15 protein-coding genes are annotated in these 20,073 nt (G+C 48.7%); 6 read left to right on the plus strand and 9 right to left on the minus strand.

Going from position 1 to position 20,073, the window contains the following annotated elements:
- Positions 1-53: 53 nt before the first annotated feature.
- Positions 54-2,285 (plus strand): glycoside hydrolase, encoded by a 2,232-nt coding sequence (locus NDI34_RS17010; protein ID WP_190526463.1) that lies wholly within the window; start codon positions 54-56, stop codon positions 2,283-2,285.
- Between the two features lie 47 nt (positions 2,286-2,332).
- On the opposite strand, the gene NDI34_RS17015 is transcribed toward NDI34_RS17010, so the two are convergent.
- Both NDI34_RS17015 and rtcA read right to left on the minus strand, forming a co-directional pair.
- The gene (locus tag NDI34_RS17015) at positions 2,333-3,004 is read right to left on the minus strand and encodes a GNAT family N-acetyltransferase (RefSeq protein WP_348233256.1); all 672 of its coding nucleotides are present in this window, start codon (positions 3,002-3,004) and stop codon (positions 2,333-2,335) included.
- Positions 3,005-3,130: 126 nt separating this feature from the next.
- Positions 3,131-4,207, minus strand: coding sequence for an RNA 3'-terminal phosphate cyclase (gene rtcA, locus NDI34_RS17020; RefSeq protein WP_190526459.1), 1,077 nt, complete (start codon positions 4,205-4,207; stop codon positions 3,131-3,133).
- A 59-nt stretch (positions 4,208-4,266) separates the two neighbouring features.
- Here rtcA and NDI34_RS17025 point away from each other — a divergent pair, with 59 nt between their 5' ends.
- The 3 genes from NDI34_RS17025 to NDI34_RS17035 all read left to right on the plus strand — a co-directional run bounded on the left by NDI34_RS17025 (position 4,267) and on the right by NDI34_RS17035 (position 9,507).
- Positions 4,267-5,145 carry a Tab2/Atab2 family RNA-binding protein gene (locus NDI34_RS17025; protein WP_190411332.1) on the plus strand — a complete coding sequence of 293 codons (879 nt, stop codon included), beginning with the start codon at positions 4,267-4,269 and terminating at the stop codon, positions 5,143-5,145.
- 201 nt (positions 5,146-5,346) lie between these two features.
- Entirely contained in the window at positions 5,347-6,663 is a 1,317-nt protein-coding gene (locus NDI34_RS17030) for a TldD/PmbA family protein (RefSeq protein ID WP_348233257.1), read from the plus strand.
- A 90-nt stretch (positions 6,664-6,753) separates the two neighbouring features.
- Positions 6,754-9,507: a chloride channel protein gene (locus tag NDI34_RS17035; RefSeq protein WP_190411334.1), complete on the plus strand. Its 2,754-nt coding sequence runs from the start codon at positions 6,754-6,756 to the stop codon at positions 9,505-9,507.
- A 31-nt stretch (positions 9,508-9,538) separates the two neighbouring features.
- On the opposite strand, the gene ftsE is transcribed toward NDI34_RS17035, so the two are convergent.
- The 7 genes from ftsE to alaS form a co-directional block, all read right to left on the minus strand.
- Positions 9,539-10,198, minus strand: coding sequence for a cell division ATP-binding protein FtsE (ftsE, locus tag NDI34_RS17040; protein WP_190411357.1), 660 nt, complete (start codon positions 10,196-10,198; stop codon positions 9,539-9,541).
- Positions 10,199-10,367: 169 nt separating this feature from the next.
- The gene (locus NDI34_RS17045) at positions 10,368-11,108 is read right to left on the minus strand and encodes a WecB/TagA/CpsF family glycosyltransferase (protein ID WP_190411358.1); all 741 of its coding nucleotides are present in this window, start codon (positions 11,106-11,108) and stop codon (positions 10,368-10,370) included.
- A 551-nt stretch (positions 11,109-11,659) separates the two neighbouring features.
- On the minus strand, positions 11,660-11,827 hold the full coding sequence (locus tag NDI34_RS17050) for a hypothetical protein (protein WP_190677913.1): 168 nt from the start codon (positions 11,825-11,827) through the stop codon (positions 11,660-11,662).
- Between the two features lie 42 nt (positions 11,828-11,869).
- Positions 11,870-12,238: a VanZ family protein gene (locus tag NDI34_RS17055; protein WP_190432312.1), complete on the minus strand. Its 369-nt coding sequence runs from the start codon at positions 12,236-12,238 to the stop codon at positions 11,870-11,872.
- A gap of 276 nt (positions 12,239-12,514) precedes the next feature.
- A complete protein-coding gene (locus NDI34_RS17060; RefSeq protein ID WP_190411337.1) occupies positions 12,515-12,775 on the minus strand; it encodes a hypothetical protein in 261 nt (86 codons plus the stop codon).
- A 43-nt stretch (positions 12,776-12,818) separates the two neighbouring features.
- Positions 12,819-14,561, minus strand: coding sequence for an adenylate/guanylate cyclase domain-containing protein (locus NDI34_RS17065; RefSeq protein WP_348233258.1), 1,743 nt, complete (start codon positions 14,559-14,561; stop codon positions 12,819-12,821).
- 158 nt (positions 14,562-14,719) lie between these two features.
- Positions 14,720-17,362, minus strand: coding sequence for an alanine--tRNA ligase (gene alaS, locus NDI34_RS17070; protein WP_348233259.1), 2,643 nt, complete (start codon positions 17,360-17,362; stop codon positions 14,720-14,722).
- Positions 17,363-18,064: 702 nt separating this feature from the next.
- On the opposite strand from alaS, the gene NDI34_RS17075 reads away from it, so the two are divergent.
- Together NDI34_RS17075 and NDI34_RS17080 are read left to right on the plus strand one after the other, a co-directional pair.
- Positions 18,065-18,268 carry a heavy-metal-associated domain-containing protein gene (locus NDI34_RS17075; protein WP_190411340.1) on the plus strand — a complete coding sequence of 68 codons (204 nt, stop codon included), beginning with the start codon at positions 18,065-18,067 and terminating at the stop codon, positions 18,266-18,268.
- A gap of 620 nt (positions 18,269-18,888) precedes the next feature.
- Positions 18,889-19,878, plus strand: coding sequence for a diguanylate cyclase (locus tag NDI34_RS17080; protein WP_348233260.1), 990 nt, complete (start codon positions 18,889-18,891; stop codon positions 19,876-19,878).
- Positions 19,879-20,073: the final 195 nt, after the last annotated feature.

Raw genomic sequence — 20,073 nt, forward strand, 5'->3', positions numbered from 1 at the left:
AAATAAAACAGATATTTCTTTTGCCTTTTTAGTTTCTACTATTTACTTTTCCTATGCCCCATCCTCTCTATATCTCTTTCATCTGGCATCAACATCAACCTCTGTACAAAAGCCGCGCAGTCAATCAGTATCGTTTACCGTGGGTGCGGCTGCATGGGACGAAAGATTACCTAGATTTAGTGCTGCTGCTGGCTCGTTATCCGAAGCTGCATCAAACGGTTAATCTCGTGCCATCTTTGATTTTGCAGTTAGAGGATTATGTTGCTGGCACGGCGATGGACCCGTACTTAGCAGCAGCTTTGACGCCGGAACAGCAACTGAGTGATGAACAAAAAAGATTTATTATTGAGCATTTTTTTGATGCCAATCACCATACTTTAATTGACCCTCATCCTCGCTACGGAGAACTGTACGGGCAACGTCAAGAAAAGGGGGAAGAATGGTGTTGGACAAATTGGAATCCGCAAGATTACAGCGATTTGCTCGCTTGGCATAATCTGGCGTGGATCGATCCTTTGTTTTGGGACGATCCAGAGATTGAGGGCTGGTTGAAGCAGGGAAGAAACTTTACTTTAAGCGATCGCCAGCGAATTTTCTCTAAACAACGAGAAATCTTGAGTCGCATCATTCCGCAACACCGGCAGATGCAAGAAGCGGGGCAACTGGAAGTATCGACAACGCCCTACACGCACCCAATTTTGCCCTTACTGAACGATACCAACTCCGGTCGGGTGGCGGTGCCCAACATGACCTTGCCGAAGCAGCGCTTCCAGTGGGCTGAAGATATCCCCAGACATCTCCAAAAAGCTTGGGATATGTATAAAGATCGGTTTGGGCAAGAACCGCGTGGTTTGTGGCCTTCAGAACAATCGGTTAGCCCCGAAATTTTGCCTTATATCGCCAAGCAAGGATATAAGTGGATCTGCTCGGATGAAGCCGTCTTAGGTTGGTCTAAGAAGCAATTTTTCCATCGAGACGGCGCGGGGAATGTCTACGAACCCGAATTACTATATCAACCTTATCGGCTGCAAACCGAGTTCGGCGACTTAGCGATCGTGTTTCGGGATCACCGATTATCAGATTTAATTGGCTTTACTTATGGAGCGATGGAACCGCGCCGCGCCGCCGCCGACTTAGTCGGGCATTTGGAAGCGATCGCTCGCACCCTGAAACACCGCCAGAAAGGAGGCGGTACAGCCCTAGAACAACCGTGGCTGGTCAACATTGCCCTTGATGGCGAAAACTGTTGGGAACACTACCATCTGGATGGTAAGCCCTTCTTAGAAGCTCTTTATCAAACGCTGAGCGACCACTCAGAGCTGAAATTGGTCACGGTTTCGGAATTTCTAGACCAGTTCCCTCCCAAGGCAACCATCCCCGCCGAGCAGCTGCACAGCGGCTCTTGGGTCGATGGCAGCTTTACAACTTGGATTGGCGATCCCGCCAAAAATCGCGCCTGGGATCTCTTAGAAGATGCGCGGAAAGTCTTGGCTAGCCATCCAGAAGCAACCGAGGAAAACAATCCAGAAGTTTGGGAAGCTTTGTACGCCGCAGAAGGTTCCGATTGGTTCTGGTGGTTTGGCGAAGGTCATTCCTCAAACCAAGATGCCATGTTCGACCAGCTGTTCCGGGAACACCTGTGTGCGATTTACCAAGCTTTAAATGAGCCGATCCCGTCGAACTTGCGCCAACCCGTAGAAGCTCACGAAGCGCGGGGAGACCATCGACCCCAAGGCTTTATTCATCCCACCATCGATGGACTGGGTGACGAACAGGATTGGGATCGCGCTGGTCGGATTGATGTGGGCGGATCGCGGGGTACGATGCACAAGAGCAGTGCCATTCAGCGTCTTTGGTACGGCGTGGATCACCTTAACTTCTATCTACGGCTGGACTTCCAGACCGGCATTCAACCGGGTAAAGGCTGTCCGCCAGAGTTGCATTTGCTGTGGTTCTATCCCAACCAAACAATGCACAATAGCCCCATTCCGCTGGAAAATTTACCTGACGAAGCGCCACTGAACTATCTGTTCCACCACCATTTAGGGATTAACTTACTGACTCACACGATTGAGTTTGAGGAGGCTGGGGAACATCTCAAGTGGCATCCTCGGTTTAGCCGCGCTCAAGTGGGTTTAAATAAGTGTTTGGAAGTGGCAGTTCCTTGGGCAGATTTGCAAATCGGTCCAGATTTTCCGCTGCGGATGGTAGCTATCTTAGCGGATGGCGAACGGTTTAGTAGCTATGTGCCTGAAAATGCCTTGATTCCGATTGATGTTCCTTAAGAATTCAATCGCAAAAATCAGGGATTTTTGTAAAATCCCTGATTTTTCTAACTTTGATACCGCATAACTGTCCAAACATTTCCACTAATTAGGGTATCTAGTTGGAAAATGTGAAAACTTGATTTGAGAGGCTGTGAGATTTCTTGCCAAGGAACAATCGTAAAGCCAAGTTGCGAATAAAATCGTACTAATTTAGGCTTACAGACTAAATAGAGGGGGTGGGTCGCTTCTTGAACAAGACGCTTCACTAGATAGGAACCCAGGTGCTGGCTGCGCCAAACAGGTTTCACAAATAAGTAATACAGCATAGAGTGCGTACTGTAGCCGTTTATTTCACCGCAAGCTACTAAGCTTCCATTACATTCAATGACCCAGAACCGCGACCAATTGACAAAAGCGTAGGTAAAAATTGAGAAGAAAAATAGAATAAAGGAAGCTGCTAAACAAAGAGTAACAATAAAAAGAAGTGCAAGGATAAGAAATAAAATAATTCCGAGCAGAAAATTAGAAGCAAGGATTTTAATAATTTGTATGATTGCTAGCATGAAAAAAATCAAGGCAATCAAGATTAGGAAATTGAAAGATAAAACTCTCAGGTCAAATTTTAAGGCTTCAGATTTTGTAAATTCTAATAATAATTGCTGAATTAACCATTTTTCTTCCGCACGGGCTGGTCGGAGAACACACCCTGGTGGCAATGAAGGAGGTAAGTCAGCCATTGGTCTATTTTGTTGCAGCAGTGAACATCAAAGTCTGCGGCGATGAGGGCAATATTAGCAGTATGGGAGCCGTTGTCGTGTTTAAATTAACTGGAAATTTAGAAGCGATCGCCTAACTGTCCCTACTCATCTATCGGGGTTGGGTGTTACCGTCACCCGACGATCGACTTCATCAATCGTTATTGATGCCAACCCAAACTGCTCAATCACCCATGCATTGGTCGTTAGGTGGGTGCTAATCTCCGCCACTCGGTATTGACTCGTCGAGTCAGCTAAAGCCGCTGGCAATAGCAACTGATCCCCCAGGTGTACATCGACGGGTGCGCCAGTGTTATGAAAATCCAGCAACTCCTGACAAGCCATATCGGCAACTTTATCGGCTGGCAGTCCCAGACGTCCCAAAGCACCAAAGAAAGCCTTACTATTCTCGTACTCAGCGGTGAGGAAAATCCCCGCCCCTGGTGCTATACCCCTTTCCCGTAAGGGTTGGACAGTGGCTTTGAGATCTGCCTGATGCAACACATTCTCGGCGCGGCTAGCCATCCGTTGGGGAATGTGGGAAGGAAGTTGTGTCACCACAGCAATCCCCCGCACCTGCTGAAATTCTCCAGGTTCCAGAAGGCTAATCCCTCGCAATGGTTGGATTTCCCTGTTCTTACCCCTAACGCCCCTACCGCTAACGCGAAGTTCCACTTCTCCTTGGCCTTGGGGATACCACCCCCAACTGCGTATCCTCACCTCAGCTTCCACTCCCATCTGACGTAACAGAGGCAAGTAGACTTGCTCGATGTAGGTATAAGCGGGACTATAGGCGACATGGGTGCCGCCGCGCAGCGTCACCTGCGATTCTCCCTGCGCGATCGCTAAAGGCAGCAAAATTGTCTGCAAAACCAAAGTGACAGCACCCGCCGAACCGCCTTCTTGTGCTTCGGTGACATCAAACGTGTATTTTCCCGGTTGGATTGAATCACCCGGAATAAACTCTAAAGCCGTTGAACCTAACGTATCCCCCTGCACTTTCGCTCCGCAGATGGCAGCAGCGGCACGCACAGCCGTTAAGTGTTGGGCAGCGAGTCCGGGCTTTTTGCGTCCCGCCCGAACCTGCCCAATCCGGATCGGATGGCCTGCGATCGCCGCCAGGCTGAGGGAAGTCCGTAAAACTTGTCCGCCGCCTTCTCCGTAGGAACCGTCGATGTAAATCATGAGTAAAAGGATGCTTCAAACGTATTATGAAGGAAGTGACCAGATTTTAACGGCGCGGCATGGGAACAGTTTGGGAATTAGATTTTTATTCGCGTCCAATTTTGGACGAACAACAGAAAAAGATTTGGGAATTATTGGTGTGCGAAAGTCCGTTGGATATCCGCACCAAACCTGAGTCCCTGTTTCGTTACGCCGAGTTTTGCCCCAATAGCACGGTAAATTCGATCTGGCTGCGAACGACGTTGGAAGAAGCGATCGCTAGGGCAGCTGAACCTCCTCAAAAAATCCGCTTCTTCCGCCGCCCGATGACCAAAATGATTGTGAAAGCCTGCGATGAGTTGGGCATTTCCGCTCAGCTGAGCCGCCGAACTTTTACATTGTATCGGTGGCTGCAAGAGCGGATGCAGGACGTTTATCCCCAGCAATCGGGCTACCAAGGAGTTGCCCCGAATCCCTCTGTCCAATACCAACCCCAGCCGCCCCAACCTTTACCGGATGCGCTGGTTGGGCAAAAGTGGGCATTTGTAACCTTGTCAGCGGAAGCCTTTGAGGAAATGCACGAGTGGGACATTGGCTTTCGAGAAGCTTTCCCACTCATTGGATTAGGAGATTTCGCGCCTTTGCCACAGGAGACGCAGATTCCAGGAGTGGTGATTTTCTCTCCCAGAGCAGTGCCAATGGCTGGCTGGATGTCGGGAATTGAACCGGCGTTCCTGAAATTTAATCGGAACACACCCCCTAGATTGCTTTTAGAGACGGGTGAGAGTAATAGCTGGATTTTGGCAAGTATCAAAGATTCAAAAACTTTGACGGAAGCCGAAAACTTTGAGGACGCCAAGCGAAAAGCTGGGATGTTGCATTTTTTAGCGATTCAGTCCGATCCGCAATCAGAATCCTTTGCGGGTTTTTGGCTAATGCAAGAATTGCCTCTGAGTTAAATTGATTCCAAAGTAAATCTTTCGGTTTCGCAACCAGACTGGGAGAATAGAAGACAAAGACATAAAAAAAGGCTCTCAGACAAGCATAAAAGTCGGAGTAAAAGCGCGGATGTTGAGACTGAGCGACAGAATTTCGCACTTTCTACTTTGACTTTATGAGGGCGTCTTGGCGGTTCCATCAATAAATTCCACGGTCAGAATATGGGTTTTAACGATTTACCACAAGAGACGCTAGCAGAGCAGTTATTGGAGTTAGCCACTGGTTCTGGAGCCGAGGCAGCGGAGGTTTATCAAGCGCGATCGCTTTCTCGCCCAGTTTTTTTTGAAGCCAACCGGCTCAAACAACTGGAAAGTGCCCAATCAGAAGGGACGGCGTTGCGGCTGTGGCGAGAAGGGCGTCCGGGTTTAGCCGTTGCTTATGGCCCTGTGGAACCGCAAGCACTGGTAGATCGAGCGATCGCTTTGTCGGCACTCAACGGAGTGGAAACCGTGGAATTGACTGAGGGGCGGGCATCTAAGTATCCCGACTTGGGCGAGTTTATGCCCGTCGAGGAGCTGATATTAATGGGCAAAGAAGCGATCGCCCTCGTCCGAGATGCCTACCCAGAAGTCCTCTGCACCGCTCAATGGGAATGTGAAGCAGAAACGACGCGCCTTGTCAACACCAAAGGATTGGATTGTCGCTATACCGATACGACCCTCAGCTGTTATCTGGCAGCCGAATGGGTGCGGGGGGATGATTTCTTGAGCGTTGGCGATGGACAAACCCAGCGGGATAGCCTCGATCCGGTCGCCTTGGCAAACCAAATTTTGCAGCGGTTAGCGTGGGCGAAAGAAAACATTTCACCCCCCATCGGTCGCGTGCCCGTGTTATTTACCGCCAAAGCAGCGGATATGCTTTGGGGAACCCTCTCAGCTGCACTGAATGGGAAACGAACCCTTGAGGGGGCTTCGCCGTGGAGCGATCGCTTGGGCGAACCCGTGACTTCAAAAGCCCTCACCATTACCCAAAACCCAGAATCTGGGCCGTTTAGCTGTCCTTTTGATGATGAAGGCACGGTCACGCGGAATCTGGAATTTATCAAAGACGGCATTTTGCAGCTGTTTTATACCGACCGCACGACCGGACGCCAGCTGGGTAGCGGGACTACTGGAAACGGGTTTCGTCCCGGTTTAGGTAGTTACCCGACACCGGGGCTATTTAATTTGCTGATTCATCCGGGAACTGGGGATCTGCTGAGCTTAATGCAGCAGATGGGTGATGGGCTGGTAGTAGATCAGATGCTGGGAGGCGGTTCTGGGATTTCGGGGGACTTCTCGATTAACGTTGACCTGGGCTACCGGATCAAGAACGGTCAGGTGGTCGGCAGGGTAAAAGATACGATGGTGGCAGGTAACGTATACGCAGCCCTCAAGCAGCTAGTGGCATTGGGAGGCGACGCCGAGTGGAATGGTTCGGTCTATACCCCATCTCTGATTGTGGAAGGGCTGTCTGTCACCGGCAAAATGCTGAGTTAATCCGAATCGAAGACTGGCTAATTGCCCGTTAGCCGTTAGCCATTAGCCATTAGCCATGAAATGAGTTGAGGGCAAAATGTTGAATGACTTATGAATTATTTGAGAGTGTTAAGTTCTCAAGTTTTGTCTTTACACTCAAGACTCAAATTTCCCAAATCCAAGGTCAAAGCTTTCTTACAACCCAGACGGCGTTTAGCGATCGCTGAAGCTTGTCTAATTGGGTTAGTATCGGGACTCGCCGCAGTTCTGTTCAAAGTCGGCGTCGGGACCTTGGGTGCATGGCGAGTTCATGCTTCCCACTTTCTCCCTGCATGGTTCGCATTACCCGCCATTGGTTTATCCTTTGGACTCCTCTCCGGCTTCCTAGTCGAACGTCTGGCACCAGAAGCAGCGGGGAGCGGCATTCCTTTTGTTAAAGCTGCCCTTTCTCAATTCCCCATCGCCCTGAATTTACGAGTTGCCCTCGTGAAGTTAGCCAGCAGCATTATTGCTCTGGGTTCCGGACTCACCTTGGGGCGTCAAGGGCCAACCGTGCATATCGGTGCAGCCGTTGCTGCTCAATTCAGCCACTGGGTTCCTACTTCGCCCGACCATCGCCGCCAGATGATTGCCGCTGGTGCGGGTGCTGGGTTAGCGGCTGGTTTCAATGCACCGATTGCCGGTGTGCTGTTTATTGTCGAAGAACTCCTCCAAGATTTATCCGACCTCACCTTGGGCACAGCCATTCTCGCATCCTTTATCGGTGCGGTTGTGTCGCGGCTGCTGGGCGGTCGTAGCCTTGACCTCAACCTCGATATTAGCCAATCTCAGACTAGCTTTTTTGCCCAAGAGATTCCTTTTTACCTGTTGTTAGGAGCCTTGGCTGGGGTGCTGGGGGCAATGTTTGGGAAAGGAATTTTTACTTCCCTCGCCTTCTATCGCCGCCTCAAACTTTCTCTACCGCTGCGAATTGGGCTGGCTGGATTAATTTCTGGTATCGTGACCGCCCTTCTCCCCTCAACATTTCGAGACAACACCGGGCTGCGAGAGTCCCTGCTGGCAGGTGGAGTGAGCTGGGAAATGGCAGCGATCGCTTTTGTGGCTCAGTATATACTGACGCTCGTCGCCTGTGGTTCTGGTGCCCCTGGCGGGTTATTCGCGCCTTCCCTGATTCTGGGGTCTGGGCTTGGCTATCTGGTCGGGTTCGTGCAGGAGGTAACCTTGGCAGTGGGTTCACCGACCACCTACGCCCTGGCTGGCATGGGGGCATTTTTCAGTGCCGTCTCCAAAGCGCCCATCACCGCCATTGTCATCGTCTTTGAAATGACAATGGACTTCAATCTCGTTCTGCCACTGATGATTGGGTCTGTTGTTGCTTATTTAGTGTCAGAAAAGATAGTTAGGGGGTCACTCTACGATCGCCTACTGAAGTGGAATGGGATTGAACTAGAGAAAAAGCCAACTACCGATGGACTCTTATCGATGCTGAAGGCGGCAGACGTGATGCAGCGCCGAGTCGAAACCTTAACCAGCAATATGACCCTTGATGAAGCCGTGCAAGCCTTCTCTCGCTCCCATCATCGCGGCTTTCCGGTTGTGTATAAGGAGAAACTGGTTGGGATTATTACCCAAACTGACCTTGCTGGAATTGCCCAACGGGGATTACCAGGGAATGCCCCTTTGAGCAAAATCATGACGCCGAAGCCGATGGCGGTAAACCCTACCGACTCCTTGGGTGATGTTCTCTATTTACTCAATCGCTATCAACTCAGTCGGTTGCCAGTGACGGAAGGGCGCAAGCTGATTGGGATTATTACCCGTGCTGATATTATTCGGGCGCAAGCAGATAAGCTGAACGGTCAATCGGTGAATATTGGCCCGCGTCCGGAGCCTTCTTACTGTGTTTATCAAACTCGTTCTCCGGCAGTGGGAAGCGGACGAATGCTCGTTACCATCGCCAACCCGCAAACCGCACCCGCATTGTTGCAAATGGCAGCGGCAATTGCCCGCGATCGCAACTACGAAATCGAATGTCTTCAGGTTATCTCGGTTCCCCGCAACAGTGCCCCTGCTCAAACGCCCGTCAGCACTACCAAAAGTCGTCGGCTGCTCCGTCATGCCGAAAAACTGGGGCAAGATTGGCAAATTCCCGTCCACACTCAGATCCGCGTGTCTCATGATGTTGCTCCAGCGATTCTGGAAACCATTAACGAGCGTCACATTAATTTGCTGCTGATGGGCTGGAAAGGCACCAGCATCACGCCCGGTCGAGTTTTTGGCGATGTGGTAGACACGATCATCCGGCAGGCTCCCTGCGAGGTGGTGCTGGTGAAAATGGGCGAAGAGACTCCAGGTGTAGAAGAGCCGAGAAGCAGAGGCATCAGGGCGCATATCGCTGCCAATTCTCCCCGGCCGCCCCGCATCCTGGCACCCCGGCATCGCATCGGCACCCACTCACCCACCGTGTCCCTCTGCTTCAATCGCTGGCTGGTTCCGATTGCTGGTGGTCCCAACGCCCAGCAAGCTTTGCAACTCCTACCCGCTTTGATGTGTCTGAGTAAGACACCCGCAATTGAGCTAGCCCAAGTTTTCCATCCTTCCACCCTCTTGCCGGACACCGCCATGTTAGAAAAATCAGCCTTGTTCCTCAGCCGCCAACTGAGTGCAAGCGTGACGGCGATTCCCCTTCGTTCCAGTTCTGTCTCGGATGCCGTGATCGATCTAGCGCAAGCTGACGCCTGCGATGTGGTGATATTGGGTGCTAGTCGGGAAGGGCTATTGCAGCAGGTGATGAAGGGAAATATCCCCGAAGCGATCGCGCGTGGCGTGAAAAGCACCGTGATTTTGGTAAGAAGCGCCCAGTAAAAAATTAAACAGAAGAATTATTCATTTCTGGTTAATTTCTGATTTTGACTTGCCCCTCACGGATTTGCACCACAGGTCGATTCGCCATCCGCAATAAGCGTTCGTCGTGCGTTGTCACCATCACAGTCGCACCGAAGGCGTTGAGTTTCTGGAGAATTCTCAGCACCGATGCCGAGTTATCCGCATCGAGATTTCCAGTGGGTTCATCTGCCAGTAACAGCGGCGGCGTTCCGACAATGGCGCGAGCAAGACTGACGCGCTGTTGCTCTCCACCAGAGAGTTCTTCAGGAAAACAATCCGCTTTATGCTGCAACCCGACTAATTTCAGCGTTGGAGGAAGGCGGCGCTCAATTTCCTTGCGCGTGAAGCCTTGCGCCCACAGTACAAAAGCAATATTTTCCGTTACTGTCCGGCGGGGGATGAGTTTGTAGTCTTGAAAAACAACGCCGATGCGCCGCCGCAGCAAAGACAGGCGATGACCCCGCAACTGCGCCACGTTGCAGTTATCGACCATGACCTCGCCATCCGTGGGGCGTTCTTCCCCATACAACAGCTTTAAGAGTGTTGATTTACCAGAACCAGAAGGCCCGGTAACAAACAAGAAATCCCCTCGCTTAACTTCCAAATTCACATCCAATAACCCACGGCTGCCATTGGAATAAATTTTTGTCACTTCCCGCAATTTCACCATGACTGCTGAGGAGGCTGAGTAATTGGCGTCCCGTGCGTCACTCCGGCGATCTTTGCCAATGCTGGGATGAGCAGAAGCTGTGGTCATATAAAAGTTATCAGTGCGTAATGCTAAGGGCTAATAGCTAATCGCTCATCGTTCATGGCAACTTCAATGAACAATTAACAATTCAAAACTCATAACTTTTTACCACAGCTCGCAAGGCAAATTGCGGTAAAGCCATCATTCTTCGCCAGCGCCAGGGTTCTTGATACAAGCGATAAAGCCATTCCAGATGATTATCCCGCAACCAAGCGGGTGCCCTGGATTTAATTCCAGCCCAAATATCAAAGCTACCGCCGACACCAATCCAAATCGATTCGGGACACAGGTGTCGGTTTTGGGCAATCCATAATTCCTGACGGGGAACGCCTAAACCCACGAATATCAGACGGGGTTGGAGAGTTTGCAGGGTTGTCTTAAATTCTGGTTCTGCTTCGGGTAAGAGGTAGCCGTGTTGACTCCCAGCGATCGCAATTCCCGGCACTCGTTCCTCCCAAACCGCAGCTGCTGCTTGCGCAACTCCCGGTGCCCCACCATAGAAAAAAATCGGGCAAAGCTTCCCCATTTGCCCAGCTTCCTGTAAAAGTGACTCTGCCAACTCAATTCCCGGACAGCGTCTCAGGCGTCTACCCTTTAGCCGCAAATAAAGGACAACCCCAGCTCCATCCGGAATCACCAGTTCAGCCTGCTGGATGATCCCCGCAAGGCTGGGGTTGTCTTCTGCCTGAATCGCCATTTCCGCATTTAGCGTAACGACATGACCGCCTACCTTCTCATGTAGGCGCGAGATTAGCCACTTAGAATAGTCTTCTAACAGATGAACGGGCACTCCCAGGACGGGAAAATGTTCGGGTTTCTCCAATAGCATCGAATTTTGGTTAGGCTTTACACCAGCCATAGCAGCTCTGTCGTTTCAAGACTATGAACGCTAACTTATTCGCTGTATTGTAGAGTATTCCCGAACTTTGGTACAGAATCGGGAAACAGAATTTTTTTATATTTGCAGATCGTATTTTCTCTTCAGATAGCTCTCTTAAGAGAGCCATCTGCGTATAACTCCAGCGGCACCAGTTCAGTTTTTCCGTTTACATTAACCTTTGAGTAGACGATTCTCACAAAGGGAGCTTTATTTTGGTTGTAGCGATAAGACATATTAAACCTCCGCGTGAACCTTGATTTTCTGAATTTTTTAGTTTATTTTATTCCAATGTCTTCTCTTTAGACTTACTTTTTTGCTACACTAAGTCGCTTGAAAGCTCCAGAAGAGAATAGTAAGCTTTCTAATGATTATTTTGTAAAAACTTGGACTGTGTAGAACTATATTTGTATCGTCTAAAGCCATCTAAATTAAGGTTAAATCCACAGGAATTGCCTGTCATTAACCCTTGGACTTAAGTCTGTAGATACACATAAACTGAATTACTTTAAGTGAATACTTCTTGAGATAGAGATCGGTGAAAAGGGAAGTAATCTCTGTTCTCCCATGCTCATGTCAATAACTTCTGCCCAGTCGTCGCGTACCAAGCGTTGAGAAAGCCGCCGAATCATCGCAGCATCGGCGACGCCATCAATCTCTAGTAAATCCAAATGCTCAGGATGTAACCAACTCCAAAAAACGATTCCCAGGCTCTACTTTAACGATGCTAGCCAGTAAAAGAACCAAATTCCGATTAGGTTGGCAGCGAGATCAGACAAGGTGGAGGAACGAAGCGGTGAGAGGGCTTGCAGACTCTCATCAAATAAGGCAAAGATACTAATCAGAATTGGTGATAGTGGTAGGCTTATGGAACGAGACCAAATATTAATCACCCGGTTCCCTAAAGCTTTCTGACCTAAGTAACTGGCAAACCCTAATAAAATGAAATGTCCAATTGTGTCATAAAAAGGAATGGCAGAAATTTTGACTGGCACAATTCCTAAATAAGCAGAAACAAAAATTGTCAGTAAAATTACGAAATAAAGAATAAAACCTAGAACCCAACGCTGATTTGATTTCATACCCATTGCTCCCTGAGGCGCGTGTCACCCCTCAGCGTAAGTTTAGAAAATCTGTTTGCTTTCAATTAAAATAATTTCAATAAATTTAACTGGTTATATTTAATAACAAATTACACAACTATACTGCGATTTGTTTATGGAATTAAAGGAGATTCTTCTTCAAATACGTCCATTAAAACAGATTTTTTAGGGTGGTAGGCGGTCAAGTAGAGACGCGGTTAAGCGCGTCTCTACAACCCATCCATTTTGGCTGACAAGCTAGTGCATTAAACAGCGTTAAGCGTGGCGGTTGACTTCTTGTTGGAGCCACGGATCGACCGGCTGTCCATCTTTACGGCGCAACTCAATATCAATAGCGATCGCTTCTTTGGCTCCCGGCGGCGCGGGTTGCTGATGGAAGAGAATATCATATTCGGCTGGATCGTGATTGCGCTCTCGCAGCCAATCCTGCACCTTCACTGGGGCGAAGATAGATTGCCCGTCTTGGAACATCCGGGTAATCTGCATCTGTAACGTGTAAGGATTTAAGCGACCCATAAAGTTTTGCCTTTCTAAACAGCGATATTTATAAACTTCTAGCTCACACTAGCAGTTTTTCTGTTTTTCTGCCGATGAGTAGATAAGTCATCATTTCTCCCTTTCCTTTCACCTGGATTGCACCCCGCTCTTCCCATTGATATTTGTCCTGTAAAAGCTGGTAAGTGGCGGCGGTAACTTGAATAGAACCTGTGACTCCGTGGGATTCCATGCGACTGGCGGTATTAACTGTATCTCCCCATAAATCATAGATAAACTTTTTCAAACCAATGACTCCAGCAACAACCGGGCCAGTGTTAATGCCAATTCGGATGTTGAACTCTTCGCCATTCACTGCATTGAATCGGTCAATTGCCTTTTGCATATCTAACGCCATTTCGGCAATAGCTTCTGCATGATCCGTGCGAAGGATAGGTAAACCGCCAACCACCATATAGGCGTCGCCAATGGTCTTGATCTTTTCCAAACCATGTTGTTCAGCGAGTTGGTCAAACGCAGAAAATATTTGGTTGAGCAAGTTGACTAGTTCTACTGGTGATGTATGAGCAGCCAGTTGAGTAAAACCAACGATATCTGCAAATAGAACCGTTACTTCGGCAAAGTTATCGGCAATGATAGTATCCTGTTCTTTTTTTAATCGGTCGGCGATCGCTTGGGGCAAAATATTGTGTAGCAGCCTCTCCGCCTTCTTTTGCTCCGCTTTTAGTTCTTTTAAAGATGACTCTAAAGCTTCTAACATCCAGTTAATTGTACGAGCCAGGATCGACAATTCATCTCTGCCAGCAATTAAGACGCGCATTGACAGATCGCCTTTAGTACCAATGCTCCGAACCTCCGTACTGAGATAAGCTAGCCGAGACAGAAGCAATTTTTCTAACAGAAATAAAGTTGCCCCGGTAAACGCGATCCCCACGACCAAAGTAGATATACCCAGCGACACTACCAGATAAGTCAGAAGAAGTTGGCTTTGTTGATAAAATTCTTTGGGCATATCAACTCGCACCAGCATTACGGGTTTGCCGTCAATGTCCCGCAGTAGGGTATATCCCACCATCCCGCTATTGCTGAGCGATCGCACCAGAATCGAAGAAGACTTATCGGGCATTTTGGACAAAGCCGGACGCACCGATTTGAAGTCGGGAGGTAGTTGCGGATCGCTTGCCAAGTACATACTGATGGGCAAATGGGTCAACTCACTCAAAGCCTTGATTTTTTCAGTATTCAGGTAACGCCCTAAGATCAGCGTTCCCCGACTAGGCCCTTTACCCTCGCTAGTGAGAATTGGTCTGGCTGCGATCGCCATTGGCCCTTGGGGCAACAGAACGATGCCAACATAGTGGTCAAGTCGTTCAGAATTCTTTAGCAGGCTTGTGTTAGCCGCTAAGTATGCCTGGATTCCCTTCGGAGTGGGGATTGCTTTGCGCTGCTTCAGGTTGAAGCTTTGACTAAAAACCAGCTGACCAGAGGAATTGATAAATAGGATTAAGTCGGATCTGAGCGATCGCAAGGAAATATCATTCAGATTGCGATCGATATAGCGGCGGTTGCCATCCTTGATGAAGTTATAGGTGTCATCCCACATCGCCCATTGGTCGTTTAGAACGCTGAACTCACTCAGGTAGTTAGAGAAGGCATCCTGAACTCGTTGAACGTTCCGGTAAGCCTCCCGTTCGTGCAATTTGGCGAAGCCTCTCAGCAGGATGGTTGACGAGGTGACATACAAAACCCCTATCAAACTTACGACGGTAACGCCAATCGTCAGCAGTGTTTTTTCGCGTAGTTTCATGCCCCTGAATGCGCTGTCAGCTATGCAGGTACTGACACGCTACACTCACAACTTTATAACTAAAACCAGAGAAAATTTGTAAGCTAAAACAGGCAGAAGCCTCAGTGTAACTGAGGCTTGAGAGTTTTCAAAGGTGGGCAAAAGCCCACCTTACGGGATTACTGCAAACCTTCAAGTAACTGAGTTCTAGCACTTTCTAAGGCTTCTTTCAGCTTACTAGGATCGCGTCCGCCAGCTTGCGCCAGGTTGGGGCGTCCGCCGCCGCCGCCACCGCAGATTTTAGCGATCGCGCCGATGAATTTCCCAGCTTGCAATCCTTTTTTATTGACTTCTGGGCTAAAATTTGCCACAAAACTTAGTTTGTCTGGTTCGGGAATTGATGCCAAGAATACGGCACCATTACCCAGTTTTTGCAGTAATCTTTCAGCCGCATTTTTTAGGGATTCGGCGTCAACATCACCCAATTGGGCAACTAAAATTTTGAACTCGCCCACTGTTTCAGCAGTGCTGAGTAATTGGTCGGATTTCGCGAAAGCAAGTTCTGCTTTTAATGCTTCTAATTGCTTTTGGGATGATTTTAATTCGTTCTGGAGGTTGGTAATTCTGTCGGGAAGTTCTTCGGGTTTGACTTTAAAGCGATCGCTCAAATCCTTAACCACTTTCTCCCGGACATTCAAGTATTCCAGAACCGCTGGCCCTGCCACTGCTTCGATCCGCCGCACCCCAGAGGCGACACCCGCCTCGGAGACTATCTTAAATAGCCCAATTTCAGCAGTATTGTGAACGTGAGTTCCGCCGCACAATTCCATCGAAACGCCAGGGACATCCAGTACCCGCACTTCATCGCCGTATTTTTCGCCAAACATCGCGATCGCGCCTTTCGCTTTGGCTTCCGCGATTGGCAGGATTTCGGTTTCGGCGGGATGCGCTTCCGCGATCCAAGTATTGATTTGCTCTTCGATTTGTTGTACTTGTTCGGATGTCACGGGACGAGGACAGTTGAAATCAAATCGCAGCCGATCGAAGGCGACCAAAGAACCCGCCTGAGTAATCGATTCATCGACAAATTTCCTCAATGCCGCTTGCAGCAGGTGCGTTGCGGTATGATGCGCTTGCACGCGACGGCGACAAGACAAGTCAATTTGGGCAGTTACAGCATCTTCTACCCGCAGCGTACCGCGTTCAATGCGACCGAAATGGACGAAGAAATCGGATTCTTTCTTAACGTCTTCAACTCGTACCAAAACGGAATCGCCGGAGATATAACCGCGATCGCCAATTTGTCCGCCCGATTCTGCGTAGAATGGCGTCTTATTCAGGACAATCTGCACTTGTGTTCCCGCTTCCGCCGCTTCGACAGATTTGCCTTCTACAAGAATCACTTCTACTTGCGATTGGCTGGAAGGCTGGGTATAACCCAGAAACTCGGTGCTATGAATGTGTTCGGCTAGCTTATCTAGGGAACCTTGTAGGGTGAGATCGATGGTTTCGTGGGCGGACTGCGATCGCGTTTGCTGTTCCTCCATCGCCGCATTGAAGCCTGACTCGTCTACGGTGAGTCCTTCTTCCTCTGCAACTTCCTGAGTGAGTTCTACAGGGAAGCCGTAGGTGTCATAGAGAGTAAAGGCGTCTCGTCCGCCAATTTGAGTTTTGCCTTCCTGTTTCACCCGCTGGATAATTTCATCCAACAGTTTCTCACCTCGTTCCAGTGTCTTGAGGAAGCGAGATTCTTCCCGTTGCAGTTCCGCTTTGATTTGTGCTTCTCGAACCCGGACGATCGGATAAGCGGATTCGGAAAGCGCGATCGCAGTCTCCGCCACTTGCGGCGTAAATTCCCCTTGAATGCCAATCAGTCGTCCGTGACGCACCACGCGCCGAATCAAGCGCCGCAGCACATAACCCCGCCCAATATTCGATGCGCGAATTTCATCGGCAATCATGTGGACGACGGAACGCACGTGATCCCCAATGACCTTCAGGGAAACTTTCGTCTTCTCGTCGCTGCTAGCGTAATCAATTCCGGCGATTTCAGATGCAGTTTTGACGATCGGGAAAATCAGGTCAGTTTCGTAATTGTTGGGTACCTGCTGGAGGATTTGCGCCATCCGTTCCAGTCCCATCCCCGTGTCGATGTTCTTATTTTGCAGCGGCGTTAGGTTGCCTTCTGCATCCCGGTTGTATTGCATGAACACCAGGTTGTAGAACTCGATGAACCGGGTGTCATCTTCTAAATCAATCTTGTCATCACCGCGTTCTGGGTGGAAATCATAGTAAATTTCCGAACAAGGACCGCAAGGACCAGTGGGACCAGATACCCAGAAGTTATCCGCTTCTCCCATGCGTTGGATTCTGGCTTCGGGAACGCCAATTTTATCTCGCCAAATCGTATAAGCTTCCTCATCTTCCCGGAAGACACTGACAACAAGGCGTTCTGGGGGTAAACCAAAAACTTGTGTTGACAGTTCCCAACCCCACGCGATCGCTTGTTCTTTGAAATAATCCCCAAAACTGAAATTACCCAGCATCTCAAAAAAGGTGTGGTGTCGGGCAGTCCGTCCTACATTCTCAATATCATTGGTGCGGATGCACTTTTGAGAAGTCGTGGCGCGGGGAAATTCAGGCGATCGCTGTCCTAGAAATATCGGCTTAAAAGGCAGCATCCCGGCGATCGTTAGCAGTACGGTGGGATCTTCTGGCACTAAGGAAGCACTCGGCAAAATTTGATGTCCTCGCTGGGCATAGAAGTCGAGGAATTTTTGCCGAATTTCGCTACCGCTAAGGAACTGGGAGGAACAAGACATGGGAATTTACAAGGGCTTGGTATCGGTCAACTTTATCTATTTTTACATTTGTTTATGCCTTGTTGTAGCCCTTCTCGTTCAGGCATTGCAAGGCAGGGGAATTGTTTCTCTTTACTAACGCTTATTTGCTGTATTTAAAGACTTGTCAAGTTTGGTAAAATCGGGGATTTTGTCTGGAAATGGGGTGCTAATTTAATAGTGGACACCAGGAAGTTAGAAAAACAAGGAGGCAGATGAAAAACGGAATGGGAAACATAGACGCGGTGTCCCCGGTCTGTTACCCAAGTGCAGCAAGAACCAACCAAGCATAGACTGTAGTGGTAAAAAGCACTGGAGGGGCAAAAAGCCAAGCTGGTGCAAAGCCAAACCAAAGTCTGGGAAGACTGGACTATGCTGGAACACTAAAGGTAAAGGTGAAGCTGCCAAACTTGTCCACCCTAGTTGTTGAAGTTCATTTTTTGAGAAAACCAATCCTTTCGATCTAACGGGCTTAGTCGCACTCGACTAAGCCCAAAAATGTTTTTAGGGGAATTTTTATCGAGGATGCGAATTGACAAGTCAGCGCTAGACTAACGCGAGCGCGCCCGAATGCGAAATCTGCATTATCGCTCAGCAGGCTGATTTATCCAGCACTGTGACAACGGTAAAATAAAGGCTTCTCGAATCGCATCCTTGCAAACTTAATTGACTTGAATTGAATTTATGGCACTCCAACTAAAAGTTCCCACTATCGCCTGTAATGGCTGTGCAGAAACAATTACCGACACGATCCATACGATGGAACCCGACGCCAAGGTGGACGTGGATGTAAAAGCCAAGACGGTGACAGTGGAAGCTCAAGCTTCGGAAGAAACAATCAAACAAGCGATCGTGGCGGCAGGTCACACGATTGAAGGTTATCAATAACCATACTCTGCATTATTAGGGTTAATTTTGAGCCAGTTGGGTAATCACCTAACTGGCTTTTGTCTGGTTACTGACTTCGTAGTGAATCAACAGACGAGAGATGAATCGGCTGCAAAAAGGCGCGATCGCGTAGCGTCTCCAAAGGAGAATCCCTCTGTTCTTGACAAATGGGGATGCGATCGCTCGCTTTACGCTTCCTTTCTCAAGAGTGGTAACATATACCGATTATCTGCCAGCATAAAGAAGAATCTGCTCGCAGGTTGTTCAAGCATTTGGGTAGTGTGGCAGTTTTATGAAGATTTTGTAAAATTCTCTACCGCCAACGGAATACCCATCTCTAATACTTGTAGCAAACTGAGAATGTAACAGAGTGTGTCGGTGCCAACGATCGGGTTAGAGTTTGGTAGTGCTACCCGGTTCAATGGCATAGCAGCCAGAAGCCTCGTATAGCGGCATCCGCTAGAGCGATCGCTTCTTCGCCCCACAATCTACACGCTCATCCAGTCTAGGGTCATCTATCCATTCGTCTCCTTCGTTGCTCCATAAAAACTCTAGTGGTAGAAATTCTCACGTTTCGTCAACAGGGAAAGAGCCTTGATTCTTCCGGAATACCTACGCTAATGGATGCTTTTGTTCTAGTTGTTGGAACTGATGCATTTCTGGCAACATTTCTGACGCGAATTGCTGCTTTAGTCGGTGGCGCAGTTGAAGCTGCCTCCCAGCTAGATGAAGTCATCCCACTGCTGGAAAAGCGACTGCCCTATATCTTAATTTTGCAGGCAAGTCTGGAGGGCAGTTTGGAATTCTGTTATCAGCTCAAACAACATAACCAATTAGCGGGGATTTACTGCATCTTGATAGAAGACCGACCGGAACTTGCCCACGAGCAAACACTTTCCGATCGACACCGGAAGTTGGCACTCATGGCAGAAGCTTTAGAAAAAGGAGCAGATGCTTACTTGCAAATTGCCCCAGTCAGAAGAAGGAGTGCTGCCCTTGCACAAGAGGAGATTGGGTTGCAAGATCGCTTACTGGCAGCACAAATTCAGATGGGATTACGCAAGGTGCAGAACTATCGCCAATTGATGCGAACTAATGATTTATTGTCAACAATGGCGCTATCTGACCCGCTAACAGAATTGAATAATCGTCGTGCCTTGGAATGGGAATTGCCCCGGCAGATTCAAAATGCTCGGAGTCGCTCAATACCGTTGAGTTTAGTGATGTTGGATGTGGACTTTTTCAAGTCTATTAACGACACCTACGGGCATCTTATCGGCGATCTCGTCCTGCAACTACTCTCCGCTCGTCTGCAACACAACCTGCGATTTCAAGACACTCTCTTCCGCTACGGGGGCGAGGAATTTGTTGTAATTCTCAGCAACACAGATGTTCAAGAGGCTCCAGTGGTAGCCCACCGTCTGTGTCGCCTGATCTGCGAACAACCCTTCAGAATTAATCCCACCCTGTCACTCACAATTACGATCAGTTTGGGGACAGGCACCCTGAATGCGACGGACGATATTAAAGGAGTAAACTTGCTACAACGTGCTGACCAAAACCTTCTGCAAGCCAAATCTGATGGTCGCAATCGAGTTGTTAGTGAATAATTGCGAATTGCGGAAGAGGTAGAAATTCTCCCCTCAATTTTTACCTCTTAAAAACAACGAGAAGTGTATTGGAAATTACTACTTGTTTGAGCTAAAAAGAGTATAGTTAAATAATAGAAATCTGCCTAAAAATTTTATTGTAGCTTAGTTCTTCCTTGTCAAAGTTATTATATCAAAAAAAGTAGGTGAAGTCTA

This window comes from Trichocoleus sp. DQ-U1 (assembly GCF_039961925.1).
Taxonomy (GTDB): Bacteria; Cyanobacteriota; Cyanobacteriia; order Cyanobacteriales; family FACHB-T130; genus FACHB-T130.